Source organism: Robiginitalea marina (genome assembly GCF_024006985.1).
Lineage (GTDB): Bacteria > Bacteroidota > Bacteroidia > Flavobacteriales > Flavobacteriaceae > Robiginitalea > Robiginitalea marina.
In genome coordinates this window covers 178,646-202,395 of the sequence record NZ_JAMXIB010000002.1, presented here as the reverse complement: position 1 = coordinate 202,395, position 23,750 = coordinate 178,646, and the positions used below count along the sequence as shown (strand labels likewise).

Annotated in this window: 25 protein-coding genes and 1 tRNA gene; 8 read left to right on the top strand and 18 right to left on the bottom strand. The window is 55.9% G+C overall.

All coding sequences use genetic code 11. From position 1 onward, the window contains the following. Positions 1-45: 45 nt before the first annotated feature. On the bottom strand, positions 46-1,296 hold the full coding sequence (locus tag NG653_RS03720; RefSeq protein WP_252740323.1) for an NAD(P)/FAD-dependent oxidoreductase: 1,251 nt from the start codon (positions 1,294-1,296) through the stop codon (positions 46-48). Positions 1,297-1,738: 442 nt separating this feature from the next. Then, a tRNA-Leu gene (locus tag NG653_RS03715) sits at positions 1,739-1,821 on the bottom strand. Between the two features lie 325 nt (positions 1,822-2,146). On the opposite strand from NG653_RS03715, the gene NG653_RS03710 reads away from it, so the two are divergent. Both NG653_RS03710 and NG653_RS03705 read left to right on the top strand, forming a co-directional pair. Beyond that, on the top strand, positions 2,147-3,037 hold the full coding sequence (locus NG653_RS03710; protein ID WP_252740322.1) for a DnaJ C-terminal domain-containing protein: 891 nt from the start codon (positions 2,147-2,149) through the stop codon (positions 3,035-3,037). Between the two features lie 4 nt (positions 3,038-3,041). Continuing rightward, positions 3,042-3,332, top strand: coding sequence for a chaperone modulator CbpM (locus tag NG653_RS03705; RefSeq protein ID WP_252740321.1), 291 nt, complete (start codon positions 3,042-3,044; stop codon positions 3,330-3,332). 11 nt (positions 3,333-3,343) lie between these two features. Here NG653_RS03705 and NG653_RS03700 read toward each other — a convergent pair whose 3' ends face one another. The 4 genes from NG653_RS03700 to trxA form a co-directional block, all read right to left on the bottom strand. Continuing rightward, positions 3,344-4,024, bottom strand: a complete 681-nt coding sequence (locus tag NG653_RS03700) for an ABC transporter ATP-binding protein (protein WP_252740320.1) — start codon at positions 4,022-4,024, stop codon at positions 3,344-3,346. A gap of 9 nt (positions 4,025-4,033) precedes the next feature. Beyond that, entirely contained in the window at positions 4,034-5,296 is a 1,263-nt protein-coding gene (locus tag NG653_RS03695; RefSeq protein WP_252740319.1) for an ABC transporter permease, read from the bottom strand. Continuing rightward, positions 5,293-6,393: an efflux RND transporter periplasmic adaptor subunit gene (locus NG653_RS03690; RefSeq protein WP_252740318.1), complete on the bottom strand. Its 1,101-nt coding sequence runs from the start codon at positions 6,391-6,393 to the stop codon at positions 5,293-5,295. The genes NG653_RS03695 and NG653_RS03690 overlap by 4 nt, the downstream gene beginning before the upstream one ends. A 199-nt stretch (positions 6,394-6,592) precedes the next feature. Continuing rightward, the gene (trxA, locus tag NG653_RS03685; RefSeq protein WP_252740317.1) at positions 6,593-6,892 is read right to left on the bottom strand and encodes a thioredoxin; all 300 of its coding nucleotides are present in this window, start codon (positions 6,890-6,892) and stop codon (positions 6,593-6,595) included. A 114-nt stretch (positions 6,893-7,006) separates the two neighbouring features. Between trxA and NG653_RS03680 the strand changes: the two genes are divergently transcribed. The 5 genes from NG653_RS03680 (at position 7,007) to NG653_RS03660 (ending at position 11,202) form a co-directional block, all read left to right on the top strand. After that, positions 7,007-7,855: a universal stress protein gene (locus NG653_RS03680; RefSeq protein WP_252740316.1), complete on the top strand. Its 849-nt coding sequence runs from the start codon at positions 7,007-7,009 to the stop codon at positions 7,853-7,855. Between the two features lie 86 nt (positions 7,856-7,941). Next, complete coding sequence (locus tag NG653_RS03675) at positions 7,942-8,793, top strand: PDDEXK family nuclease (RefSeq protein WP_252740315.1); 852 nt, start codon at positions 7,942-7,944, stop codon at positions 8,791-8,793. After that, a complete protein-coding gene (locus tag NG653_RS03670) occupies positions 8,790-10,169 on the top strand; it encodes an MBL fold metallo-hydrolase (RefSeq protein WP_252740314.1) in 1,380 nt (459 codons plus the stop codon). Before NG653_RS03675 ends, NG653_RS03670 begins: the two co-directional genes overlap by 4 nt. Positions 10,170-10,228: 59 nt before the next feature. Further along, a complete protein-coding gene (locus NG653_RS03665; RefSeq protein WP_252740313.1) occupies positions 10,229-10,525 on the top strand; it encodes a hypothetical protein in 297 nt (98 codons plus the stop codon). A gap of 11 nt (positions 10,526-10,536) precedes the next feature. Next, entirely contained in the window at positions 10,537-11,202 is a 666-nt protein-coding gene (locus tag NG653_RS03660; protein ID WP_252740312.1) for a hypothetical protein, read from the top strand. Here the strand turns inward: NG653_RS03660 and cls are convergent. The 5 genes from cls to NG653_RS03635 form a co-directional block, all read right to left on the bottom strand. Continuing rightward, entirely contained in the window at positions 11,199-12,602 is a 1,404-nt protein-coding gene (gene cls / locus NG653_RS03655; RefSeq protein ID WP_252740311.1) for a cardiolipin synthase, read from the bottom strand. The two genes, NG653_RS03660 and cls, sit on opposite strands and share 4 nt — an antisense overlap. A 21-nt stretch (positions 12,603-12,623) precedes the next feature. After that, positions 12,624-13,346 (bottom strand): energy transducer TonB, encoded by a 723-nt coding sequence (locus tag NG653_RS03650; RefSeq protein ID WP_252740310.1) that lies wholly within the window; start codon positions 13,344-13,346, stop codon positions 12,624-12,626. Positions 13,347-13,450: 104 nt separating this feature from the next. Continuing rightward, positions 13,451-14,416, bottom strand: coding sequence for a sodium-dependent bicarbonate transport family permease (locus tag NG653_RS03645; RefSeq protein ID WP_252740309.1), 966 nt, complete (start codon positions 14,414-14,416; stop codon positions 13,451-13,453). Positions 14,417-14,455: 39 nt separating this feature from the next. Then, positions 14,456-14,773, bottom strand: coding sequence for a hypothetical protein (locus NG653_RS03640; RefSeq protein ID WP_252740308.1), 318 nt, complete (start codon positions 14,771-14,773; stop codon positions 14,456-14,458). Further along, positions 14,770-15,048 (bottom strand): hypothetical protein, encoded by a 279-nt coding sequence (locus NG653_RS03635; RefSeq protein ID WP_252740307.1) that lies wholly within the window; start codon positions 15,046-15,048, stop codon positions 14,770-14,772. Before NG653_RS03635 ends, NG653_RS03640 begins: the two co-directional genes overlap by 4 nt. A gap of 87 nt (positions 15,049-15,135) precedes the next feature. Here NG653_RS03635 and NG653_RS03630 point away from each other — a divergent pair, with 87 nt between their 5' ends. Beyond that, complete coding sequence (locus NG653_RS03630; RefSeq protein ID WP_252740306.1) at positions 15,136-16,062, top strand: LysR family transcriptional regulator; 927 nt, start codon at positions 15,136-15,138, stop codon at positions 16,060-16,062. A 9-nt stretch (positions 16,063-16,071) separates the two neighbouring features. Here NG653_RS03630 and NG653_RS03625 read toward each other — a convergent pair whose 3' ends face one another. From NG653_RS03625 to NG653_RS03595, 7 genes are all read right to left on the bottom strand, one after another. Beyond that, entirely contained in the window at positions 16,072-16,956 is an 885-nt protein-coding gene (locus NG653_RS03625; RefSeq protein WP_252740305.1) for a hypothetical protein, read from the bottom strand. Between the two features lie 46 nt (positions 16,957-17,002). Next, positions 17,003-17,677, bottom strand: coding sequence for a DUF6799 domain-containing protein (locus NG653_RS03620; protein WP_252740304.1), 675 nt, complete (start codon positions 17,675-17,677; stop codon positions 17,003-17,005). Between the two features lie 235 nt (positions 17,678-17,912). Continuing rightward, positions 17,913-18,539 (bottom strand): hypothetical protein, encoded by a 627-nt coding sequence (locus NG653_RS03615; RefSeq protein ID WP_252740303.1) that lies wholly within the window; start codon positions 18,537-18,539, stop codon positions 17,913-17,915. Positions 18,540-18,635: 96 nt separating this feature from the next. Beyond that, positions 18,636-20,108, bottom strand: a complete 1,473-nt coding sequence (locus NG653_RS03610; RefSeq protein ID WP_252740302.1) for a flavin-containing monooxygenase — start codon at positions 20,106-20,108, stop codon at positions 18,636-18,638. A gap of 3 nt (positions 20,109-20,111) precedes the next feature. Continuing rightward, positions 20,112-21,668, bottom strand: coding sequence for a serine hydrolase domain-containing protein (locus NG653_RS03605; RefSeq protein WP_252740301.1), 1,557 nt, complete (start codon positions 21,666-21,668; stop codon positions 20,112-20,114). Between the two features lie 180 nt (positions 21,669-21,848). Continuing rightward, positions 21,849-22,955, bottom strand: a complete 1,107-nt coding sequence (locus NG653_RS03600; RefSeq protein ID WP_252740300.1) for a Gfo/Idh/MocA family protein — start codon at positions 22,953-22,955, stop codon at positions 21,849-21,851. A 78-nt stretch (positions 22,956-23,033) separates the two neighbouring features. Beyond that, positions 23,034-23,684: a cation efflux transmembrane domain-containing protein gene (locus NG653_RS03595; protein WP_252740299.1), complete on the bottom strand. Its 651-nt coding sequence runs from the start codon at positions 23,682-23,684 to the stop codon at positions 23,034-23,036. Positions 23,685-23,750: the final 66 nt, after the last annotated feature.

Genomic DNA, 23,750 nt, shown 5'->3' with positions numbered 1-23,750 from the left:
GTTCGTCCCGGCTTCCCCCGACAGGTCTGGACAGGGGTTCCCGGGTCAAAAACGGCGGTCCGGTCCCAGGCCGTCCAGCCGCATGGAGGTCGGTCGTCCGGCAATGATTTCAGTAACCAGCTTTCCGGTAGCGGGCCCCAGGCTCCATCCCATCATGGCGTGACCCGTGGCCACGCACAGGTTTTTCCAGGGCCTGACCCGACCGATGTAGGGGAGGCCATCAGGGGTAACCGGCCTGAGCCCGCAGGCAGCTCCTTCCAGTTCTGCAGGGGTAAAGTCGAGCCCGGGGTAATAGTCGCTGCCCATCGCAGCAATGGCCGCAACCCGGTTTTTAAGGATATTGTGGTTCACGCCCGACAACTCCATGGTCCCTGCAAAGCGGGTAAACCCTTCCATAGGGGTCACAGCTACTTTCGCCTCCATCAGGATGGCCGGGTACTGCACCGGGGTAGGGCGATGCATGTCAATCCGATAGCCTTTCCCGGCCTGGAGCGAAAGTTTCAGCCCGAGGCTGCGGACCAATTTTGGGCTCCAGGAACCGGAGGCAAGGACCACTTCATCGGCGGGGAAGTCGCCCACCGAAGTCTTTACCCCCGAAAGGGTGTCCCCGGTGCCGGAAAAACCGGTTACTTCCGTCCCGGTATGGATTTCTACCCCCTGGGCCAGGAGGTAAGACTTCATCTTTTCCATAACCTGGTTAGGGGTGGTATGGGCATCGCAAAGGTAGTGGATGGCCCCTTCGATGTCAGGGCTGAGCCCGGGCTGCATGGCCGAAAGCTCGCCGGGGGTCAGTTCCCGTGCTTCCAGGCCGAGGTCCTGTACCCGCTTCATGACCTCCAGCTCCTGCAGTCCGGCTTTTCTGGATTTGAAGAGCATGAGCAGCCCCTTTTTTTCCAGCTGGAAATCGCCCAGGTCACCGCTGTCGTGCATTTCCTGATAAAGCTGCTTGCTCAGGACATTGATTTTTGCAATGATCGGGATGGAGTGTTCCACCTTCCCTGAGGTGGAGGACCTGTGGAAGTACCAGGCCCATTTCAGGAATTCCAGGTCGGCCCTGGGCTTAAGGTAAAAAGGGCTGCTGCTGTTGAACATCCACTTAATCCCTTTGGCCATCATCCCCGGCGACGCCAGGGGGATGATGTGGCTTGGGGTGAGGTATCCCGCATTTACGTAGGAAGCCCCTGCATCCATCGCTGATTTGTCCAGTACCTGGACGCGATACCCCTCTTTACTCAGGTAATAGGCACAGCTGAGCCCCATAATGCCCCCGCCCACCACGACGATTTTTTTTCCCATAGTTTGTGCAATCGGTGACCTAAAGTAGAAATTCACCCCGAGATTCAGAATTCTTTTTTGGGATTCCTTCTGCTGGATGCGATCGAAGCCTGGTTGGCGGGAACTTTTAACTGCTGTTTTTTCAGCCCTAAGTTGGGTTGCCTGGAATTGTGCCGCCCGGGGTACCTTCCCCCGAAGCGTGCTTCGCTCTGCTTCGGGGTCGGTGCTCCCTTGCGCTCCACCTGGAGTACCTTCGCTTCCCTCCGGTGCTCCGGAATGCGCCCCCGCCTGGAGTACCTTCGCTCCGCTCGGTGCTCCATTGTGCTCCCGCCTGAAAATGAAAACCCTGCACCGCCAAAGGCGGTGCGGTTTTGTTTTCCTCGAATCCTTGAGAAAGCAAGCTTTCGGCGGATTCTCGAAAAACAAAACCCCTGCTCATCCGAGCAGGGGTTTGCGCTTTAAGTGACCACGACTGGAGTCGAACCAGCACGTCCTGAGGACACTACCCCCTCAAGGTAGCGCGTCTACCAGTTCCGCCACGTGGCCAGGAATTAAGCGGCACAAATATAACCCGCTTTTTGGATCAGAAACAACCCCTGGGGAAGAAAAATCAAAACAAAGCCCGATTTGCCGCCCTCTACTGACGAATATCAGGGCAAAGACACCCCCGGGGCCCGTACCTTTGAAGCAGTGCCTGTGCCCTGTTGCTGTGCTGGATGTTGCTCCTGATAGGGGCGATTACCCTGGGAATCCACCTTTTGGACCTGCAGCCTTCCGGCGCCTTATCGGGGTAGCGGGGAGCAGCAGCCCGGGTTTTTGGAACGGAGGGAATATTATGTTTAAATTTCCAATTTAACCAGGTTCACGACTTATGGAATTCATAGATTATTACAAAGTGCTTGGGGTGTCTGAGAAAGCTACCGAAAAGGAGATCAAAAGTGCGTATCGCAAGCTGGCCAGAAAATACCACCCCGACCTGAACCCTGGGGATGCCGGGGCGGAGCAGAAGTTCAAACAGGTCAATGAGGCCCACGAAGTGCTCAGCGACCCCGAGAAGCGCAAAAAATACGACCAGTACGGAAAGGATTGGCAGCATGCAGAAGCGTTTGAAAAGGCGCGGAAGGCCGGCCCTCAGTCTTCGGATTACGGGCAATACACCTATTCCTCTGGTGAGGGGAGCGACTTTTCGGATTTTTTTGAATCCATGTTCGGGGGTTTCGGATCCCGTCAGGGAGGAAGAAGCCGTGGGTTCAAAGGACAGGATTTCAATGCCACCCTGGAACTTGACCTGCGGGAAGCCTTCAAAACCCATAAACGGACCCTTACCCTGGGGGACAGGAATATCCGGATCACCATCCCCGCAGGAATTGAAAACGGCCAGACCATCCGGATCAGGGGCTACGGGGGGCCGGGGATCAATGGCGGGCCCGCGGGCGACCTTTACCTCACTTTTGAGTTGCACAATGCCACAGGCTTCCGGCGCGAAGGGGCCAACCTCTACCGGACCGTGGACCTTCCCCTTACCACAGCCGTGCTGGGCGGGGAATTTACGGTAGACACTTTCGACGGCAAGGCCAACCTCAGGGTAAAGCCCCTGACCCAGAATGCCACCACGGTAAAACTCAAGGGAAAAGGGTTCCCCGTATACAAGAAGGAAGGACACTTCGGGGACCTCTACATTACCTACCAGGTTGCCCTGCCCACAAAGCTTACCCCTGAGCAGAAAAGCCTTTTTGAATCCCTGAAAGCCACAAACCTCTGAACCTATGCCAACTGAGAAATACATCCGCATTGCTGACTTTTGCAGGGGCCATTCCCTGGAAGAAAACTTTGTGTTTAGCCTGCAAGAATTCGAATTGATTGAGGTCCAACAGGTGTCCGGCCAGCCGGTAATCCACCGAAGGGAATTGCATCGCCTGGAACGCCTGGTACGCCTCTACAACGACTTTGGCCTGAGCCCCCAGGGGTTGATGGCGGTAGATCATTTGCTGGGCCGGGTGGAACGCCTGCAGGAGGAAGTCCTTGAACTCCGCCGCCGGCTCGACCGCTGGGAATGACCCCCCCGGGCTTAATTGCCCCGGATAATCCGCCCGTCTTCCATCTCCAGGATGCGGTCGGTGCGTCGGGCAAAATCTTCGTCGTGGGTCACTACCAATAGGGACAGGCCCTGCTCTTCCCTGAGCCTTTTGAAAATCTGGAAGACATTTTCGGAGTTATAACTGTCGAGGTTGCCCGTGGGCTCATCTCCCATCAGGATGGAAGGGCTGTTGATCAGGGCGCGGGCGATGGCCACCCGCTGCTTTTCCCCGCCTGAGATCTGGGAAGCCTTTTTGAGGGCCAGTTGCTCGATATTCAGTGTCCTGAGCTTTTCCATGGCATCGTGTTCGATTTCTTCCCGGCTTTTCATTGCAAGCTTCTGGGCAGGGAGCATAACATTATCCAGGACGCTAAAATCGGAAAGCAGGTAATGGAACTGGAAAACAAACCCGATATGCTGGCTGCGCAGTCGGGAGAGCCGGGAATTAGACTGGCCGGTGACCTTTTCGCCTTTAAGGTAGAGTTCCCCCCTATAATCGGTATCCATAGTGGAGAGGATATAGAGGAGGGTCGATTTGCCACAGCCCGATTTGCCCATGATGGAGGTGAATTCCCCGGGGGGCAGGGTAAAGCTTATATCCTTAAGCACGTGGAATTCCACGGGCTTGTGGAAGAATTTGTCGATATGTCGCGCTTCCAGTACGGTGGTCATAAGCCTTGTTTAGTTCCCGCGGATGATTTGCACCGGATCTATTTTCCTCGCCCGTGAGGCAGGCAGGTATCCCGCAAAAAAAGTCGATACCAGGGCAAAGGAAATCCCGATGGCATAGTAGCCGGGGTTGTGGTTTACGGGGTAAGTCGTTATGGTGGGCAGCGCTTCCGTCTCAAAGGGCAGGGAATCGATGAGTTGGCTGAGGCCAAAGCCAAGGAGCAGGCCCAGGACTCCCCCGATCAGGCCGATCAACAGGGCCTGGCTCATGAAGATCAGCTGTACGTCGCCCCCTGAAAACCCGGTGGCCTTTAAAATGGCGATGTCGTTCATCTTCTCGTAAATCAGCATGTTCAGGATGTTGTAGATCCCAAAGCCGGCGACGACCAGCAGGGTAATGGATACCGCATAGGTGATCAGGTTCCTTATGTTGGTCCCGGTCTCAAACTGGGCATTGGCCTCTACGATGTCCCTGGCCCTGATGCCGAATTGGCGCTCCAGTTCCCTGGCCATGGGGGCTGCCTGCGCTATATGGTGCAATTTTACATTGATGTCGGTAATATAGTTTGAGGGCTTTCCCAAAATCCGCTGGACGGTTTCAAGGTTTGCAAAGCTTTGGGTGTTGTCGATATCCGCAATGCCACTTTGGTAAAACCCCACGATTTTCAAAGGGAAAGCCTCCCCTCCGGGGGTGCTTACCTGAACCCGGTCCCCCTTTTTAAGCGACATCTTTTCGGCCAGCCCGATCCCCATGATGACGCCGTTATCGGATTGGGCCAGTTCCCGGGCCCCGCCCGAAACCAGGTAATCGCCCAGGCTGGAAAGCCTTTCTTCCTCAAGGATATCCACCCCCAGCAGTACCCCCCCAAGGTCGATAGGGCCCGAAAGGTAGAACAGCTGCGCCCGCAACTGGGGAGTGGCCCCCAACACCCTTGGGTCGGCTTTCAGGTGGTCGAGGATTGGCAGGGCATCGTGGATTTTCAATTGCCCCGGTTTTGGTTTCACGGACCTGATTTGAGCCAGGTCGCCGGAAGCTCCCAAATAGCGATCAATGGGCTGCTCCTTTGAGGGCTGCACCTCATTGTAGAGGTGGATATGGGGGGTCTGGTTCAGGATAAGGTCGTCGAGCAGTTGGTTAAGCCCGGTCATAAAACTGACCAGCGTAATGTAGGCCCCAATACCGAAGGTAACCCCCAGGGAGGCGGTAACCGTCGACTTCATTTTGGTCAGCAGGTGGTTCCGTGCGATGCCGAGGATGAGCCTCCACTGTTTCATTCTTCTGGTTTTAACAGTTCTGTTCCTGCCTCCAGGCCCGACAGGATTTCAACCCGGTCGAGGGTTTGGAGCCCGGTAATTACCGCCCGGTAACCTTCCCGGGTGCGAACGCTGTCCTTGCCTGCCAGGTATGCCCTCGGAATGGTAAGGACCCCTTCTTTCCTCCCGATGATGATATTGGCTTCGCCTGACATCCCCGGGTAAAGGATAGCAGGGGGGGCATCAAAACGGGATTCCACCGTAAAAGTCTGGTTGCGTTCGTCTTTTCGGGGATAGATCTTGGAAACCCGGGTTTCAAAAAGGGTTTCCGGGTAGGCATCCAGCAAGACCAGGGCTGTTTGCCCTACTTCCAGGGCTACCACATCCACTTCATCCACGAGCAATTCAACCACGAAAGTGTCCGGGCTGCCCAGCAGGGCAAGGGGCTCGCCGGGGACAACAAGCTCTCCGGGTTCTTTCTCCAGGGCATATACCCTGCCATGGATCGTGCTGCGTACGGCATAATCTTCGGTATTGACGACGCTGGACCGGAAGGTATTCCGCGCCTGGATCATCAGGGTGCGCAGTTGGTCTTCCAAACGCATGTATTCGCTTTTGAGGCCTTCCAGCTGGTTGCGTGAACGCTCGTAGGCCAGCTTTCGGTTTTCAAGGGTGGCCCTGGAGCCAATGTTCTCTGACCAGAGCTTTTCCTGCCGCCGGTAATTCAGGGAATCGTCCCTGAAAGTAAGGGTGGCGGTTCGTATGCGGGTCTCGAGGTCCCGCAACGGGCTGTGGGGCCCCTGGTAGTTCTCGGTAGCCAGTTCCATTTGCAGGCGTGCATTTTCGGAACTGAGCCGGGGTGTGCGGTCGGTGATGTGCATCAGCAGGGTCCCCGGGGCAACCAGGTCGCCTTCCTGCACGGCGTTCCTTTCGAGGATGCCGCTAACGGCGGCATGTACCTGGTACATGCTGTCGGGCTGCACGGTTGCAGAGGCATAGACCGAAGCCGTGATGTCTCTGATTTCCGGCCTCACGGTTTCTGGCTCCCCCTTACAGGCAAACAGAAGGAAGACCAGGGCGGGAAACCCCGCATACCCGGAGAGTCGAAGTGGGTCCATAACCATCTTTAAAGATACAGCCAAATTACCCCGGAATCCCTTCCTTCCCTATGATTTATCTCATTTTACCCTTTCTTGCCAAACCAGGGCCGCTGAACCTGAATTCATCCCGTAAGCTCAATAATGACAGGGCTTTGTTCTTTGGGGAATATATTTCAACACCCAGGGCCGGGGATGACCCCGGGCTGGGGCATGGCGCTCAGAGGAAGGGGTTTATAGCGTCCAGGATGGCGTCTTTGGGGAGTACCCCGGATTGCCTCCAGAGCGCTTTCCCCTCTTTGAAAAGCACCATGGTCGGGACGCCCCGGACCTGGAAGCGGCCGGCTATGGCACTATTCCGGTCTACGTCGATTTTCAGGACCTTAAGGCGGTCGCCCAGTTCTTCCTTCACATCTTTCAGGATGGGGGCGAGCATTTTGCAAGGGGCGCACCAGTCTGCATAAAAATCAATGAGGACCGGCGTTTCCGATTGGATGATGGTATTGAATGAACCTTTCATAACACGGGCTTGATCAGGGCAAAAATACCGATTCCCGGGGCAGGGGAACTATGATGTAAATCATGTCTGTTTTGAACCGGTTCCCGTACCTTTAAAGACCGTAACTGCTGAGAGATGGACCTGCGTATCGCCATACCCACTGATTTTTCGAAAAATGCCGAAAAAGCCGCCCATTTTGCCCTGGAGTTGTTTTCAGGGCAAAAATGCCTTTTTTTCCTTGTTCATACCTACACCCCGGCGTTCTACAGGGCAGATTACCTGCTCCACAGCCCGGGACAGATTGGCCTTGGCGATTTTTACCGGGAACGGGTTATGCAAAAGCTGGCCAAATTCCAGAAGAAGCTACAGGCCCGGACCAACCAGAAGAACCATGAATTTATTTGCCATGCGGCCTTTAATTCGCTGGCCGAGGAACTGAACCAGATGGGGGAGAAGGAAACCCTTGACCTTGTGGTCATGGGTACGCAGGGGGCGACCGGGGCCATGGAGGTATTGTTCGGGACCAATGCGGTACAGGTGCTTCACAAGGCCACCTGCCCGGTTTTGGTGGTTCCTGAAGGCGCAGAGGTAACGGAATTGAAGCACATCCTCTTTCCCACCGATTTTGCCCCTGATTACGCCCGCCTGCCCCTGAAGGTATTGCTGCAGATCCTGGGTAGGCCCGGCGTGAGCCTTCATGTGCTGCACGCCTACACCGAAGCCGATTCCCGCCCCGGCAGGCAGCGATCCAGGGAACAGCTCGAAGAGCTCCTGGCCCCATACCGGGCGGAGATCACTGAAACCGGGGAGGAAGACCTTGTTGGGGCGATAAACCGGTATGCCGGCCGCGTGCCTGTCCAACTCCTGGTCATGGTGCGCAACCAGCACACCTTCCTGGAGAACTTGCTGGTAACCCCGGTGATCGACCTGATCGGGTTCCACAGTAAGATCCCCTTTATGGTTATCCCACGCCCTGAAGGCTGAGGGTAAGGGCTATGGACCGCTAACAAACGGATATGGGGAAACAAGAAAAGGGCGGGAAGCCCGGCAGACGGGGTAAAGATGCCCCGATGAAAAACCAGAGGACCATCATTAAATCTTCCGGAGACACTGTCCGCTTCGAACCGGATAAGCTGGGCCTTTCCCTTGAGCGCAGCGGGGCACCGCCCGGGGTGGTGGAGGCCATTGTGGAAAAGGTTTCCGGGGAGCACTATGAGGGGATGACTACCCGGGAAGTGTACAACAGGGCCTTTGCCTTGTTGAAAAATTACCGGAAATCCTGCGCCTCGCGCTATAAACTGAAAAAAGCCATCTACGAACTCGGCCCTACAGGCTTTCCCTTTGAGAAATTCGTCAGCGCCATTTTGGACCATTCCGGGCACAGGACCCGGACCAATGAGGTGTTTCAGGGGTATTGCGTGGCCCACGAAATCGATGTGGTTGCGGAAAACGGGGAAGGGGTGACCCTGATTGAATGCAAATTCCATTCCGATGAAGGAAAAAAATGCGATGTAAAGGTGCCCCTGTATATCCATTCCCGGTTTCGCGATATCCAACGGTGGAACGAGTCAGGAAAGACCCCTGCCCTCCGGCTGAACCCGGCCTGGGTGGTCACCAACACCCGCTTCACTGCAGATGCCCAGAAGTACGGGGCGTGTGCAGGGCTGTACCTGCTGAGTTGGAACTATCCGGCGGGGGAGAGCCTGAAACGGAGGATCGACCGTTCGGGGCTTTATCCCATTACCGTGAGCATGCTGCTTAGTTCCAGGGAAAGGGAATTCCTGCTCGACCGGGGCATCGTCCTGTGCAGGCAATTGTTGGAAGCCCCGTATCTGCTGGATCATATAGGGATTAAGGATAGCCGGAAAAAGCGGATCCTATCGGAGGTGGAGCAATTGTGCAATGTGTTTTCCGAACCATGAAGACTGGAACACTACATTTTTGGGGGGCCTCGGGAGGCGTTACCGGTTCCAAATACCTGCTGGAACTCCCGGGGACGCGGATGCTGGTCGATTGCGGCATGTTCCAGGGGCTGAAGCGCCAGCGGGAGCTGAACCGAAACCCATGGCCCGTACCCCCTTCAACCATTGACCTGGTGGTGATCACCCATGGCCACCTCGACCATGTGGGCCTCCTTCCACGGCTGGTGCGGGACGGGTTCAAGGGACCTGTCTACGGAACAGCCCCTTCCCTGGAAGTGGCGCGCATCGTATTGGAAGACAGCGCCCGGATCCATATGGAGGAGGCTGAAAAAGCCCTGGAGGAAGGGTATAGCAAACACGAGGTCCCCGAGCCCCTGTACACCCTCGATGATGCCAGGGCCTGCATCGCCCTGTTCCAGCCGGTTCCCCGCGAAGAATGGGAAACCCCTGCTCCGGGCATCCGGTTTCGCCTACGTTACAACGGGCATATTTTAGGCGCCTGTTTCGTGGAGTTGGAAACGGGAGGGAAGCGTTTTGTCTTCTCAGGGGATGTCGGGAGGCCCGATGACCAGCTCCTGGACCCTCCGTTACGGCCCGGGAAGGCCGATGTGCTATTGCTCGAGAGCACCTATGGCAACAAACTCCACCCCCGCGAGGATATGGAGGTCTTGCTGGAACAGCACATCAAAGGGGCGATCCACGATCGGGGGGCCTGTATCATACCAAGTTTCGCAGTGGAGCGTTTGCAGACCGTTATGTACCTGATATGGAAGCTCCTCCGTTCCAACCGGATCCCACCGATGCCGATTTACATCGACAGCCCCATGGGTGAAAACGTCCTGGACCTCTTTGAGCGCTTCCCGCACTGGCACCACCTGGAGATGGAGGAATACCGCGCCATGCGAAACCAAATGACCATAATTACCGAATATGCCGATACCTGGAAGGCCATTGACGACCCACGACCCCGGGTAGTGGTGGCAGGAAGCGGCATGCTCAGCGGGGGGCGCGTCCTGACCTACCTCAGCCAGTTGCTCGACCGGGAGACCACCCGCATCCTTTTGGTGGGGTTCCAGGCCGAGGGGACCCGAGGGCGAAACCTGCTGGAAGGGGCCCATGAGCTCAAGATCTTTGGCAAATTCGTCCCCGTGGCTGCCCGGGTGTATTTGCTCGAGACCCTTTCTGCCCATGCCGACCAGGGGGAACTCCTGCACTGGCTTGCCCTCCTGGAGAAGGAACCCGGGTATGTCTTCCTGGTCCACGGGGAAGACACCGCCAGGGACGCCTTCCGGGTGAAGCTTCTAGAGCAAAGGGGGTGGAATGCCCGCCTCCCCCGCCTATATGATCAGGTGGTCATCCCTCTCGAACAGGGATGACCGGTATCATGCCCCGAACGTGATAAAACGCGTATCTTGTAAATCAAATGAGTATCGATATGGAACCCCAAGCTGCCCAAAACACGCCCCCTGATCCGGGCACAGGAAGCCTCCGGGCCATGGAAACAGACCTGAGGTTTATCCGTTTCCTGCTGGAGACCCCGATTTACCAGGGCAAAAGCCCCAATCTTTTCGAACGCCTTCGGCAGTATGTCCGACAGGCTGGTGAATGGCAATCTGAATTGCAGCAGCTTGACCCAACACGAGAAGCCGATCTTTCGCGCTTTCAGTCCCGGTTTTGGGGGTGGAAGTCCGAGGTCTTTGAGTATCTGCAAAGTCAGCTGCAACCCGGTTAAGAACCTGTGCGATGAACCCCTTAAGACCCATTTCCCTGTTGTTCCTCCCGGTATTGTTCTTATTGGGAAGTTGTGCGTCTGTGCGTCCTGAGGCCTCCTACAGGAGCCCGGACGTAGTCCTTTTTCACGCCAACAGGGTCCTGGTCCTGGGGATGACACAACAGGCCGATTACCGAATCCAATATGAAACCGCCTTAAGGGATGCCCTCCATTCCAAAGGTGTGGATGCCTTCCGCAGCATCGACCTTTTTGACCTTTCTTTTTCCGCTGCGGAGCAGTCTGAAGCCGACCTGGATCGGGTGGAAGGGCAATTGCTCGACCGGGATTTCGACGCCATCCTGCTGACCAAACTGATCCCTCAGGAGGAGGGATTCGCTTCGCTGAAGGGAACCATACAGGAACTGGGGAAGACCTATGACCGGTTTAGGGACGATTACCTGGTCCACCAGGGTATTTTTTACGATCAGGAGGCCCCACAAGAGAAAAAAATATATTTCGTGGAAACCTCACTTTACTGTATTTGTGTGGGGAAGGAGCGCGACCTGCTTTGGCGTTCCAGGGTGCGCCTGCGCCACCCGCGGAGGGCCGACAGTTCCATTGCCGGCTATGTAGACTGGCTAATTGCGACCCTGAAACGGGAGCAGCTCATCCTGGGCCTGCCAGCCCATGGCGGCTAAAGGAGCGGACTCAGGACCCTTGCCGCCCCTTCGGCCAGCTTATGGAGCCAGGGCCGCCGGCTGAAGGTCTCGTAATCGAGTTCTATGCTTTTGGCGCTGTCTTCCTCAAAATATCGCCTAAGTTCCAGGGCCGGCCCCCGTTCGTAAACCACGGCATTGACCTCATAGTTGTGCTGGAAGCTCCGGTCGTCCACATTGGCGGTTCCGATGGTGGATACCTCGTCGTCTATGGTGATGATCTTGCTGTGGAGAAAGCCTTCGGGATATAGGAAGATCCGTACCCCTGCCTTGAGGAAACGCTGAAAATAAGACTGAACGCACCACGAGACCAACGCATTGTCGGCCTTGGCTGACAGTAGCAGGCGCACGTCGACCCCTCCAAGGGCGGCTGTATGCAGGGCCGTCAGGATGGCATGGCTGGGGATGATGTAGGGGTTCGTGATGTACACGTGCTTACGCGCCCCGTTGATCAGGGAAAAATAGAGTTTTTCCATCAGGGCGAAATCGTCGTCGGGCCCTGTGGCGAGGATCTGTACCCGGTTCATCCCGGGGCGGGAGGGGAAGGCGGGCGGATCGAAGGGGAGTCGATGCCCACTGACCATTTCCCAGTCGTTCAGGAATACGGTATCGAGGTGGTGGGCCGCACTTCCCCTGACCATAAGGTGCATGTCGTGCCACTTGCCAAGGTTTTTATCGCCTTTCAGGTATTTGTCCGAAATGTTGATCCCACCGGTAAAGGCAATTTTTCCGTCCACCACAATGATTTTCCGGTGGTTTCGGTAGTTTAGGGAGGTCAGGAATTTCCCAAACCGGTAGGGCAGGAAGTTATGCACTTCGATCCCCGCATCCCGCAGGCGCCTGAGGTAGGACCTGCTCAGGGACAGGCTGCCGATATTGTCGTAAATAAGGCGTACCTCCACCCCCGATGCCTCTTTGGCGGCGAAGAGCTCCAGCAGGCGGTCTGCCAGTTCCCCTTCCTCGAAGATATAATATTGTACATGGATGCTTTCCCGGGCCGATTCCAGGGCCCTGAAGATGTGGGTAAAGGTCTTTTCCCCGTCTTTGAGCAGTTCAACCTCGTTGTCGCAACTTAAGGGGAATCCCGCCTGGGTCTCGACAAGGGTCCGCATCTGGTCCATCCTTCGGGTAAGCGGTGGGCAGGCTTCAACATCCCCCGGGGTTTCGGGGAGGGGTTTCCGGATTTTTCGGGTGTATAGTTTTAGCTTTCGGCGGTTGCGGCCCAGGAGCAGGTATAACAGTATGCCTCCTACCGGAATGGTGAAAATGGCTAACAGCCAAGCCAATGTCTTCGAGGGTCGAACACCATTCAGCAGGAGGCTTACAATAATCGATAGGGCAATCAGTACGTATACCGCGACCAGGATCCCCGTCCATTCCACGTTAAAGGCTTTGCCCCAAAGTTACATCAATTTGAAATTGATCGGGATACTATAGGGCACGCTTACGGTGCGGTTGCGCTGTTTCCCGGGGGTCATTGGCGGGAGGGAGGCGATGATGCGCCTGGCTTCCTGTTCCAGGAGGTGGTCCGGTCCCCGGGTCTTGATCTGGTTTACATGGCCGTCGCGGCCGATAACGAATTGTACGAAAACCCGGCCCTGGATCCCCAGTTCTTCGGCAGTTTTCGGATAGGAAAAGTGCTTCTGGATGTGTTCCTGGATCTTCTGGTTGAAGCATTCCCGGGTCTCTGCGGCGCTAAGGCCCTCACACCCGGGGAATACGGGAACTTCTTCAATGACCGCAAAGGGGACATGGATGTCTTCCTCGGCTTCTTCCACATCGATGTCTGAAGCATCCAGGTCTACGTCAGCAATTACGGTTTCCTGGCTGATTTCGGTACTTTCGATAATGGTTTCCTCCACATCCTCCGTGTCCTCAATCACCTCAATAACTTCCGGGGCGGCCGGGGGCGGCGGGGGCGGTGTAGTGCGGATGATCTCGGTTTTGGGTACCTCTTCATCGAGGTTGTCTGCATTTACGAGCAGGGCAATCTCATGTTGGACCTCGTCGTAGGATTTGTACTCCAGGGCCCTCCAGGTAGCAAAGAGCACGATAGTCAGGCCTATTACGAAATAAAGCCCGCTGTTTCGGTTTAAATCGGCGTTGGGATTTTTCTTGACTTGCATGGCTGTTGCATTTTTGGCTGTTAATAAACTATTAACAAGTTACCTCAATTCCCGGGGTGTAAATATGATTTTGATCATATTTACGCTGAATTATTGAGGAATGCTCAGCCTAAGGTCTGGATGAGATAAAGGTAAAGGGGCATCCCTAGGGTGATGTTAAATGGGAACGTGATCGCCAGGGCCATGGGCAGGTACAGGCTCGGATTCGCCTGGGGCACCGCAAGGCGCATGGCTGCGGGCACTGCGATATAGGAAGCACTGGCAGCCAGGATGGCAAAGAGGAAGCGGTTGCCCGGTTCGGATATGAAAGAGGCTGTCAATACAGCGGTGAGGCAGCCATTGATGAGGGGAACAACCAGGGCAAAAACCAGGGCGAACCAACCCTTTTTGACCAGGGCAGAAATTTTGGCCCCGCTGGTAATCCCCATGTCGAGGAGGAATACCGCCAGGAACCCCTTGAAGATATCGGTGGTAAAGGGTTCAATTCCCTGGGCCTGGTGGTCGCTGGCCAAAAACCCGATCACCAGGCTACCGAGGATGAGCAACACGCTCCCGTTGGTCATGGAGTGCCTCAATACGCCCGGCAGGCTTATGGCGCTGCCGTTCTTTTTGTCAAAAATGGCAATCAGCAACACCCCGACCACGATGGAGGGGGCTTCCATGAGCGCCATAACGGCCACCATATGCCCCCCGTACGAAATCTGTTCCAGTTCCAGGAAAGAAATAGCCGTAACGAAGGTCACGGCGCTTACCGACCCGTACGAGGCCGCAATGGCACCGGCGTTGGCCACGTTGAAGCGCCTCCTGAGAATAAAGTAGGAATACAGGGGGACGAAAACCGCCAGGAAAATCCCCAGTAACAGGGACCATAAAATTTCTATGTCATAAGGACTATGCGATAATTCCTGCCCTCCCTTGAAGCCAATAGAAAATAATAAATAAAGAGAAATAAACTTGGAGGAATTGGCCGGAATTTCCAGATCGCTCTTAAGCTGGACGGCCAGGATCCCCAGAAAAAAAAACAGGAGGGCAGGATTCGTCAGATTGTCGACGAGCAGGTGTAAATCCATAGGGGCGGAGGAAAGCCTCTTTCGGGTGCTGCTATGCGCTTACTCGTTTTCCATGGTGATTTCCAGGGTACCTTTGATATTCAGGCATTTTCCCTGCTCCCGGGCCTGCCGGATAAAATTCCGCGCCAGCACCTTCTCGGCCTCCAGCTCGGCAATCCGCTGGTCGGCGTAAGAGGTGTCTGCCTTGAAATACCCTTCACACCAGCGCAGGCGCTGCAATTTATGGAAATTGATTTTTTCGTCGAGCAGCGACAGGATCACATCTGCGGCTTCAGAAGGGGTAAAGGTCCCCCTGACCAGTTGTACGTCCTGGTGGGTAATGGTTTGTGCTTCCGAAAAGTTTGGATCTTTTTTCATGGGTTGATTTTCTGGGTATCGTTAGAAGATGCGGCATTCTGGTATCGGATCAGGAAAACCAGCCCGCATATAAACGTTACGGCGGCAATTTCCGTCATAAAAAGGCCCTTGAGGTTCCAGGACAGCAACAGCAGGGCCCCAAAAAAAATGGCTCCCGCCAGCGCCTGCAGCCTGATCAATGCGGCTGCCCGGGGGATTCGTGAGGTTTCCCGGAGGTTTGCGTGCTGGCCCCTGTCCAGATCCCCGGCCTGTCTGTAATCGTAGGAATACTCCATAAGGTGGTTCTATTTCTAGGACAAAGGTGCTGGATGTTTTTTATATATTTTTATTTATATTTATGATATTAAACATTAATATATTTTATGAACTATACCCTGAACCAACTAAATATCTTCTACAAGATCGCTCAAAACCAGAGTATTACAAAGGCGGCAGAAGAATTGCATCTAACCCAACCGGCGGTATCTATCCAGTTAAAAAATTTTCAGGACCAATTCTCCATCCCCCTTACCGAAGTGGTCGGCCGCAAACTCTACATCACGGATTTTGGGCGGGAGATCGCGGAGGCCGCAGAGCAAATCCTCCATCAGGTGCAGGCCATCAATTACAAGACCCATGCGTATGAGGGGAAGATAGCCGGCAGGCTGCGGATGAGCACGGTTTCCACAGCCAAGTACGTAATGCCATATTTTATGACCGATTTCATGGACGCCAATCCCGGGGTGGACCTTGTGATGGATGTGACCAACAAGGCCCGGGTAATCCAAAGCCTTGAACAGAATGAAGTCGATTTCGCCCTGGTTTCCGTCTTGCCCGACCACCTCAAAATCAACCGGGTTGAGCTCATGCAAAACAAGCTCTTCCTGGTCGGGGGTACTGCCCGGAAATTGCCCGGTCGCCGCCCGGCCATCCGAATCCTGAGGGAAGAGCCCCTGATCTTCCGGGAATCGGGTTCCGCCACCCGGAAGGCCATGGAGGGGTTCCTTGAGGGAAAGGGTATCAAAAACCCAAGGAAACTGGAGCTGATGAGCAATGAAGCCCTCAAACAGGCCCTTATAGCGGGCCTCGGGTATTCCATTATGCCGCTGATCGGGCTGAAAAACGAGCTTAAAAATGAGGATCTCGAAATTATTCCGTTAAAGGGGCTGCCCATAATTACCCACTGGAACCTGATCTGGCAGCAATCGAAGAAGCTTTCGCCCACCGCCCAGGCCTTCCTCGATTATGTCCTCGAGGAAAAGGACCGCATCATCCGGGAACGGTTTGACTGGTTTGAGCGTTATGGGTAACCCCCTGGCTTAATTGATCCAGAAGCTGATCCCGGCGATCAGGTAAAAGGCAGGATCCAACTCTTCCACAAAGGTCCCCGTATCGGTGGTAATGGTGGATGGGCTCTGGGGTAGGGCCAATGACGGGTATAGCGAGAAAATGAAGTGTCCTTGGAAAAAATGGATGGGCAGGTCGAGCTCCACATTCAGCATCCGGAACGCTTCCACTTCCTGCAGGGTGACCTCCACAGGGTCTGATGGGGCGTTGCCCCCGCCGCCCTGGCCACCGCTCTTTCGGTTACCGAGGCGGTTGTTGCTGTAATAGGCCTGGTAAAAGCGCTGGGTGCCGGCATAGGCCGATACCCCGGGCTGCAGGACCAGGCGGCCATCGAGGGTCGAAAGGGTGCGTCGGACGAAGCCTCCGAGGAAGAAGTCCGGCCCGCCTTCCTGGTTGAAATAACTGCTAAGTCCCAGGCTGGTTTCAAACCACCCCAAATCATACGCAAGCTGTGCGGTCACATCTCCGGAGGTTTGGGATTTCACATTGTAACTGGATTCGTTGAAAAAGTAGGCGGTTCCTGAGAAATTCCCGCTTAGCTTACCCTTTTCAAAAGCGTACCCGCCGGTGAGCAGATATAGGTCTACCCGGCCTTCTCCGGAGGCGAGAAGGTATGAAAGGGAAGCCTCCCCGTACAGGCCCGAACGGTGATAATAGCCCAGGGAGGGCATCAGGTAGGGGGCGGCCACGGAATCACGCCGACCCATGAAAACGGCATCGCTTACGTAGGCGAGGCCGGGCATCAGGTAGGAAAAGGCCTCCTGCGGCCTGGCCCCCGGGTCCTTTCGGTCCTGGGACCAGGCGGTAAAGGCCATGGAGAATAGCAATAGGTATCCGATACGTTGCATTGCATTCATCCCTGTGTGGTTTTAAGACACCGGGGCCATAAACCCCGGCGGCAGATCAACTCCCTTTTTTGCCGGCGTTTACATTGGGTTTGGGGGCACCCTTTTTAAGCATTTTTTTGGCTGGCACCTGTTTTTGATGGATCATCCGCTTGCGCATCTGGTACATATTCCGGAAGAGTTCCCCGGAGCCGTCCAGGCATTCGCCATCTTTCAGGCGCAGGCGCTGCTGGTTTTGCATCTGGTAGGTCCCGTCAGGGTAGGCGGTTACCCCATTGGCCAGTTCCATTGGGTCGTTCAGGCGCATCTGGGCTTCGGTGCGCACCTGGTAGACATTCCCTTCCACCAGGGTATATTGCCACCGGTTTTGGTTGCGCTCGCGAACCTGATCCTGGGTAAGGCCCTTGTTCTCCTGCATCAGTTTGTGCCGATACTGGTATTCATTGCGGTAGAGGGCCCCGTCCCCATCGAGGGATTCCCCGTTTTTCAGTTTGTACCGTTGTCCGTCCGGGGTAACATATGAGCCGTCCGGTGCCAGTACGGTACCGTCGGCCAGGGTCTGTTTTTCCTGCAGGCGTTGCTCGGCCCGTTCCCTGAGTTGCAGCATTTCCCCTTTTACGGCCACCAGTTTGGTGCGGTCCTGGTCCTGGATCCTGTCCTGATCACGTTCCTGTGCGGCCAGCGGCATGGTCATCAGGACCAACGCAGCCAACCCGAAAATTCTCTTTTTCATGACGGTAAGATTTTTGAAGTTATGCCGCTAAGGTATTCCTGATCACACCGGGAGGCAATGACCTGTATCAGTTATAAGTATTTTAAAAACAGGATGTTAAAGTAACTTTAGTCACATAGGCGCATCCGGGCTACCCCAGGCTGCGCCGGGAAGTGGCAGCCTCTTCCACGACCTTAAAGCACCAGGCGGCTGGGGACTTCCCTTATGCGATTTGCCTGTGGATAACGGAATCCTCCTAATGTCCGGTCTGGTCGCGGTAGGCACAGGAATCCAAAAGGAAGGTATATACCTGCCCCAAGGTGGTCAGCTCTTTTTTTTCAAGGGCTTCCGACAGGCCGGGGCATTCCCGGAAGTATTCGCTCAGGCGCTTTTTTTTAAGCCCCAGGATGCCCTGGGTGACCCGGACCATCTCGCGCGATCCCTCCCGGTGGAACAGGGGGTAGGAATCCACATAGCTATTGTCATCATGGATGAATTCCCTTTCGTACCAGGTCAACCGCCCCTCGCGCCTTACCACCCGGAGGAAGATGGCCTCAGCTGTGTCATCGAGGGCATAACGGAAGGTAAAGAAATCCGTTTCCTCCCGAAGCGGGAACGATTCAAACACAAAGTCCCCGGTGCAATATCCCAGAATGTCCTTTGGACGGTATTTCCGCCTCAGGGTTTTACCCTCAGGCCTGAAGCGAATGCGGGTAAAGAGCGCAGCAAAGGGTTCCGGGGAGCGGTCTTTTACCCATCCGGGAACCGTGTCCCTCTCCAGGGTAATGACATACCCGGGAAGGTATCCTTTTTTCTGGGCCATTAAAGGAAGCACCATCAGCATAAGGGCAAACGGCAACATCCGGGTCAGGGTTTTTTCCATGGCGACATTTTTTTAAGAAACCTCAAGAATATTGCCAAAGCCCTTGCGGTTCGACAGGGGGCCTGAAATGGGGGTGAACCGCAAAGGGCCAGGGGCTCAGCTGTGGGGATCCCTCCCCGGGTCAAAGGAAAGGTGTCGGTCTTTTACCCGCCCGAACCGCGTAAGGAGCATATCCATGAAATAGTTCTGATACACCCGCCAGGGTCGCCTGGAACCATTCTTGGGGAGCAGGTGTTTTGCCCGTTTCATATACCCGGAATCCAGGGGCAGGAATTCTTCTTCCTCTATATCCTCCGGAACCTGCGGGACCACCACCTCATAGCCCTTCCGGTCCATATAGTTGAGGATCCTGCAAACCAGGTTGGCGGTCAGGTCCGTTTTCAGGGTCCACGAATTGTTGGTATAGCCGAAGGCAAGGGCGAAGTTCGGCACCCCGCTCATCATCATGCCCTTGTAGACCAGGACCTCATGGGTGTGCAGGGGCCTGCCGTCCAGGGTTACCCGGGCACCCCCAAGCAGTTTCATCTTCAGGCCGGTCGCGGTCACGATGATATCCGCATCCAGGACCTCGCCCGACTTCAGGGCAAGGCCTTCAGGGGTGAAATGGGCGATTTCCGCGGTGACGATATCGGCTTTCCCGCTGCGGATGGCTTTAAAGAGGTCCCCGTCAGGGATTACGCAAAGCCGCTGGTCCCAGGGTTTGTAGGTGGGGTTGAAGTGCTTCTCGACCGGGTAGCCCCTGGGAAGCTCCCTGGCAGCTCCCTTCATGAGGAGGCTTTTCATTTTGCCGGGAAATGCCCTTGAAAACCCGTAAAGCCCCATGGCCATCGCCAGGTTCCGCCATCGGGTCAACCGGTAGGCCAGGTGCCCCGGAAGCCATTTTTTCAAGGCGGTATACAGGCCGCTTCGGTTGGGGAGTTTCATGATATAGGTTGGCGAACGCTGTACCATGGTTACATGGGCCGCTTTTTCCGCCATGGAAGGAACCAGGGTTACCGCCGTGGCCCCGCTCCCGATTACGGCCACCCTTTTTCCGGTATAGTCCAGGTCCTGTGGCCAGAACTGCGGATGTACCAGGGTTCCGCCAAAGGTTTCCTCCCCTGGGAAGCCCGGCCGGTAGCCTTCTTCATAGCTGTAATAGCCGGCGCACATATACAGAAACCTGGTTTTCAGGGTAGTGGTATGCTCCTGATGGGACACCTCCAGCGTCCATTGCCGGTCTTCCGACGACCAGTTGGCCGCAAGAACTTTATGCCCAAACCGGATATGGGCTTCAATCCCGTTTTCTGCTGCGGTTTCCTTCAGGTACTTCCGGATGGACTCCCCGTCCGATAGGGATTTGGGGTTTTCCCAGGGCCTGAAGCGATACCCGAAAGTAAACATATCTGAATCGGACCGGATCCCAGGGTATCGGAAGAGGTCCCAGGTGCCCCCGAGCCGCTCCCGGGCCTCCAGGATGGCATACTGCCTGCCCGGGCATTTTCGTTGTAACCAGTAGGCCGTTCCAATGCCCGAGATGCCGGCTCCGATGATGATGACATCGTATAGGGTGCTATCGGTCTGCTTCATCTGCTATTCATTGGACACTTCAAGGTATTGTATTTTTGGATCCGGCTCAGGGCTGAGGGTAATAAACACCCGAAGGGTATCCCTGGCCCCATACAGGTCAAAGCCCCCACGCAACTGGTTGCGGGGCTCCATCCGGCCCGTCCCCAGGATGGGCCCGGCCGCTTCCAGCAGGGGACGGATCCGTTCCATCCGCCGCTCCCGGTCTTCGTCGGGGAAGAAATTCTCCGCCATGATTTCATTAGCAAGGGAGGCATCGCCCTCCAGAATCCATTCCACGGCCTGGGCCTGTCTTGTTTCCAGGATTTCCGAAACCCCGGTTTGCCGGGGTTGCAGGTCCAGCTCCCCGAATAGGAGTTTTTCGATTTCACGGTAGGGCCAGGGGGAGGTATAGGTAACGTTACAGAAGGCCATCAGGCCAATGCCCAGGTCCGGATAGAAAACGTAATTGCTGCCAAACCCCGGCAGCGCCCCCCCGTGGGAGACCCGCCGGGTCCCGTGGCAATTTTCCGAGATCCCCAGCCCGTAGCCATACCCCCCGACTACGGGGCACGGTTCATTATTCCAGTCTTTGGCGTTGGCCGCGAGTCCGGCATATTGGGGTTGGTGCATTTTCCTGAGGGTACTCCGCTTCACCGGGCCCGATTCAGGGTCGCTGCGGGGCGGCCATGCAGAGAGGTGGAAGCTGACGTACCTGCTGAAGTCCTCAATAGTGGTGATCAGCCCTCCCATAGCGCCAAAGCTGCCGTCGTGGAGTATGGGGGCCCGGGTCAGGCTGTCCGGGGCATAACCGAGGGCAAGGCGGCCTTCGGGGACTTCTTCGAACTCCCAATAGGTTTCCTGCATGCCAAGGGGTTGGAGGATTTCCCGGGTGATGTATTCCTGGTAGGGCCGTCCGGACACATTTGAGATAATAAGCCCCAGGAGCGCATACCCCGTATTGCTGTATTCGAAGGTGTGGGCCGGCGGGTTGGAAAAACTGGGCCCTTCCCGCATCAGGGTTTTGAGCATTTCCACCGACTCGTCCAGTTGGCGGTCGCCCCAGGGGTTGTCCTCCGGGAAGCCGGCAGTCATGGTGAGCAAATGTTCCACGGTAATCGGCGGGGAATCGCTGGTCGGGTAGGGGATCCCGGCCATCTCAGGGATATGGTCGGCCGCGGGGTCGTGCAGGGAGAGTTTCCCGTCCTCCACCAGTTTCATAATCCCCATGGCCGTAAAGCTTTTGGTCATGGAAGCGATGCGGAAAGCCGATGTTGTGGTGGCGGCGATCCCTGCTTCGCGGTCGATCACCCCCAAGGCTGAATCGACAACCAGCTGGCCGTCCACCACTATGCCATAGGCGATACCCGGGATGTTCTTTTCCCTGGCGTACGTTTCAAATAATTCGTGCAGCCTCGGGGCAAGGGAGCGGATTTGTGCCGCCCGGTCATCCCCGTCAAAGGAATCGGTTGCGAAATTGCCCGAAATTGCCATCGGAGCAGTGGGTACAAGAGGCATTTCCGGGTCGTTTTTGCACCCAAAAAGCAAGAGGGCGGAGATGGACAGGGCACCAATGATTTTCATGAGGAGGGTTTTAGGGATTCGCGATTAGAAAGTTACGCCTTTTTACCCTTGCACCCAATTCGGGGAAGTCCCCAAACGAATGGGGGGAGGGTGATGCCGTCGTTTTTTCTCAGGGAAGTCACCGCCGGGGCATAAAGGGTGACGGGGGAGGTGAACCGCTGATGGGTGCCCCCCCATTTTCTATTCCCTGAGGTCAATGGCCCTACCCGTGGAGGCGCTCCGCTGCGCAGCGTCCAGCAATTCCATGACCATCAGGTTGTTTTCCAGGGAGGACAGGGCGTATGGTCCGGGGGTGATCTCGCCGCGTACCACCGCCCTGAAGTACGCAAAGGGATCATCCAGAGGCGCCGGACGTTCCGGCAACACCAGGGCTTCCTCCCGGAAGGTGTCGTACCCGGTGGCCACCCTGAGGCGAAGGGCATGTCGGTTGTCGGCAAAAAGGGCGCCCCGCGTACCGTATACTTCTATGTCCTTCCTGCCAATGGGCCAGTTCCAGGAGCCGTGGATCACGGCCACGGCCGTGTCGTATTCCAGCAAAATGACTGCTTCGTCCTCTACCTTCGGGTTATTCTCCGGTTGCAACTGGGCGGTGAGCGCCATCACCCGCCTGGGCTTTTCACCCTCCATAAGCCAGGTCACCAGGTTCGCCCCGTAACAACCAAAATCCATCAGTGCACCACCCCCATTGAGGTCCGGGTCGGTAAGCCATTCGAGGAATTCGCTGTTTACGCTTATCTGTTTGGGCCCCTTATGCCCGTCCCGTACCACGACCTTTCGCAGCGGGCCGATGGCATCTTCCTCTTTGGCCATTTGGAAAACCCGGTGGTTTGTCGGGTACCAGGTAGTCTCGTAATTCGTGAGCAGGTGGATGCCGTGTTCCCGGGCCAGTTCCGCCATGCGGCGGGCATGGTCCAGGCTAACGGCCAGGGGTTTTTCCACCATGACGTGGATGCCCAGGGGCGCAAAGGTTTCCACCACCTCCAGGTGGGCGTATATCGTCCCAAAGGCGGCCACCGCCTCGGGCTTTTGTGCTGCGAGGAGGTCCTCCGCGCTGTTGTAAACCTTCTCCGGGGAAAACCCGTGTTGGGCCGCATAGCGACCCGCCAGGTCCCAGTTGGGCTCCACAATGCCGATGATCTGTATTTCCCCCCTTTTTTCGCTTTCAAAGATCCAGTGGACATGGGTGTGGGTCAGGCCGATTACAGCAATCCTCAGGGGGTCGTCCTGGGCCGCCAGGGGCAGGTGCGTGATCGCCATCAAAACCGGGAGGTATAAAAATTGTTTCATGGATGTGACCTGTGGGTTAGCTCCATTCTTTTTCCGGGCAGTTCCGGGAGGCTTCGTTTATCTGAGGGTTGAGCGGGGTCAGTCACACCCGCAGTATTTTTCGCTATTCGCTTTTTCAAAGCACTCCCTGCCTTCCCGAAAGGCAAAATACGCCAGGCCCAGGCTGCCGATACTGTCTGCGTAGGCAAATCCCGTGAGCTCGAAGATCCCGCTGCTCGCCAACAGGATTACAGACATATAAATACAGACCAGGGTACAGTTGGCGTCTGCCAGGATCGGCTCTGAATCGAGCCTGCGGCCCACCCGGCGTTTCCAGGCCACCAGGGCCCACATAACCGCTATGGAAATGACGGAAATCACAATGCCCACCACTGTGGTAAGGGGCCTGTGGCCGGTCCAGATATTATAAAGGCTTGTGGTCACCAGGGTGATTACCAGGGCGTAAAAGGCGAAGCCGGTGACTTTCAGGGCAGTGCGTTCGAAAGGATCCCGGGGGCTTTGGGGGTTCCTCCTAATCCGAAGAACCATGTGTGCAATACCAAGGCCGGAGATCACCTCTATAAAACTGTCGGCCCCGAAACCGAAAAGGGCCAGGCTTTCATCCTGTACCCCGAAATACGTGGAGACCAGGCCTTCGAGAAGGTTGTAAACAATAGTAAATACGGCCAGGCCAAAGGCCGTTTGATATAGGCTGACGGGATTTTTATCCGCTATCGGGGACGTTTTCATTACCGCTAAAGTAACGACTAATCCAGGGAATTAAAAAGAAAACGTCCGGCAGGTGTCCGGGGAAAA

Bases quoted from the DNA above. Each gene is read 5' to 3' on its own strand.
- NG653_RS03705 (WP_252740321.1), top strand. From the start codon at position 3,042: ATGCCAACTGAGAAATACATCCGCATTGCTGACTTTTGCAGGGGCCAT.
- NG653_RS03720 (WP_252740323.1), bottom strand. From the start codon at position 1,296: ATGGGAAAAAAAATCGTCGTGGTGGGCGGGGGCATTATGGGGCTCAGC.
- NG653_RS03645 (WP_252740309.1), bottom strand. From the start codon at position 14,416: ATGGATTTACACCTGCTCGTCGACAATCTGACGAATCCTGCCCTCCTG.
- NG653_RS03620 (WP_252740304.1), bottom strand. From the start codon at position 17,677: ATGAAAAAGAGAATTTTCGGGTTGGCTGCGTTGGTCCTGATGACCATG.
- NG653_RS03700 (WP_252740320.1), bottom strand. From the start codon at position 4,024: ATGACCACCGTACTGGAAGCGCGACATATCGACAAATTCTTCCACAAG.
- NG653_RS03660 (WP_252740312.1), top strand. From the start codon at position 10,537: ATGAACCCCTTAAGACCCATTTCCCTGTTGTTCCTCCCGGTATTGTTC.
- NG653_RS03595 (WP_252740299.1), bottom strand. From the start codon at position 23,684: ATGAAAACGTCCCCGATAGCGGATAAAAATCCCGTCAGCCTATATCAA.
- NG653_RS03605 (WP_252740301.1), bottom strand. From the start codon at position 21,668: ATGAAAATCATTGGTGCCCTGTCCATCTCCGCCCTCTTGCTTTTTGGG.
- NG653_RS03675 (WP_252740315.1), top strand. From the start codon at position 7,942: ATGAAAAACCAGAGGACCATCATTAAATCTTCCGGAGACACTGTCCGC.
- NG653_RS03635 (WP_252740307.1), bottom strand. From the start codon at position 15,048: ATGGAGTATTCCTACGATTACAGACAGGCCGGGGATCTGGACAGGGGC.
- NG653_RS03625 (WP_252740305.1), bottom strand. From the start codon at position 16,956: ATGAATGCAATGCAACGTATCGGATACCTATTGCTATTCTCCATGGCC.
- NG653_RS03615 (WP_252740303.1), bottom strand. From the start codon at position 18,539: ATGGAAAAAACCCTGACCCGGATGTTGCCGTTTGCCCTTATGCTGATG.
- NG653_RS03640 (WP_252740308.1), bottom strand. From the start codon at position 14,773: ATGAAAAAAGATCCAAACTTTTCGGAAGCACAAACCATTACCCACCAG.
- NG653_RS03665 (WP_252740313.1), top strand. From the start codon at position 10,229: ATGGAACCCCAAGCTGCCCAAAACACGCCCCCTGATCCGGGCACAGGA.
- NG653_RS03680 (WP_252740316.1), top strand. From the start codon at position 7,007: ATGGACCTGCGTATCGCCATACCCACTGATTTTTCGAAAAATGCCGAA.
- NG653_RS03650 (WP_252740310.1), bottom strand. From the start codon at position 13,346: ATGCAAGTCAAGAAAAATCCCAACGCCGATTTAAACCGAAACAGCGGG.
- NG653_RS03610 (WP_252740302.1), bottom strand. From the start codon at position 20,108: ATGAAGCAGACCGATAGCACCCTATACGATGTCATCATCATCGGAGCC.
- NG653_RS03630 (WP_252740306.1), top strand. From the start codon at position 15,136: ATGAACTATACCCTGAACCAACTAAATATCTTCTACAAGATCGCTCAA.
- NG653_RS03690 (WP_252740318.1), bottom strand. From the start codon at position 6,393: ATGGACCCACTTCGACTCTCCGGGTATGCGGGGTTTCCCGCCCTGGTC.
- trxA (WP_252740317.1), bottom strand. From the start codon at position 6,892: ATGAAAGGTTCATTCAATACCATCATCCAATCGGAAACGCCGGTCCTC.
- NG653_RS03695 (WP_252740319.1), bottom strand. From the start codon at position 5,296: ATGAAACAGTGGAGGCTCATCCTCGGCATCGCACGGAACCACCTGCTG.
- NG653_RS03710 (WP_252740322.1), top strand. From the start codon at position 2,147: ATGGAATTCATAGATTATTACAAAGTGCTTGGGGTGTCTGAGAAAGCT.
- NG653_RS03600 (WP_252740300.1), bottom strand. From the start codon at position 22,955: ATGAAACAATTTTTATACCTCCCGGTTTTGATGGCGATCACGCACCTG.
- NG653_RS03670 (WP_252740314.1), top strand. From the start codon at position 8,790: ATGAAGACTGGAACACTACATTTTTGGGGGGCCTCGGGAGGCGTTACC.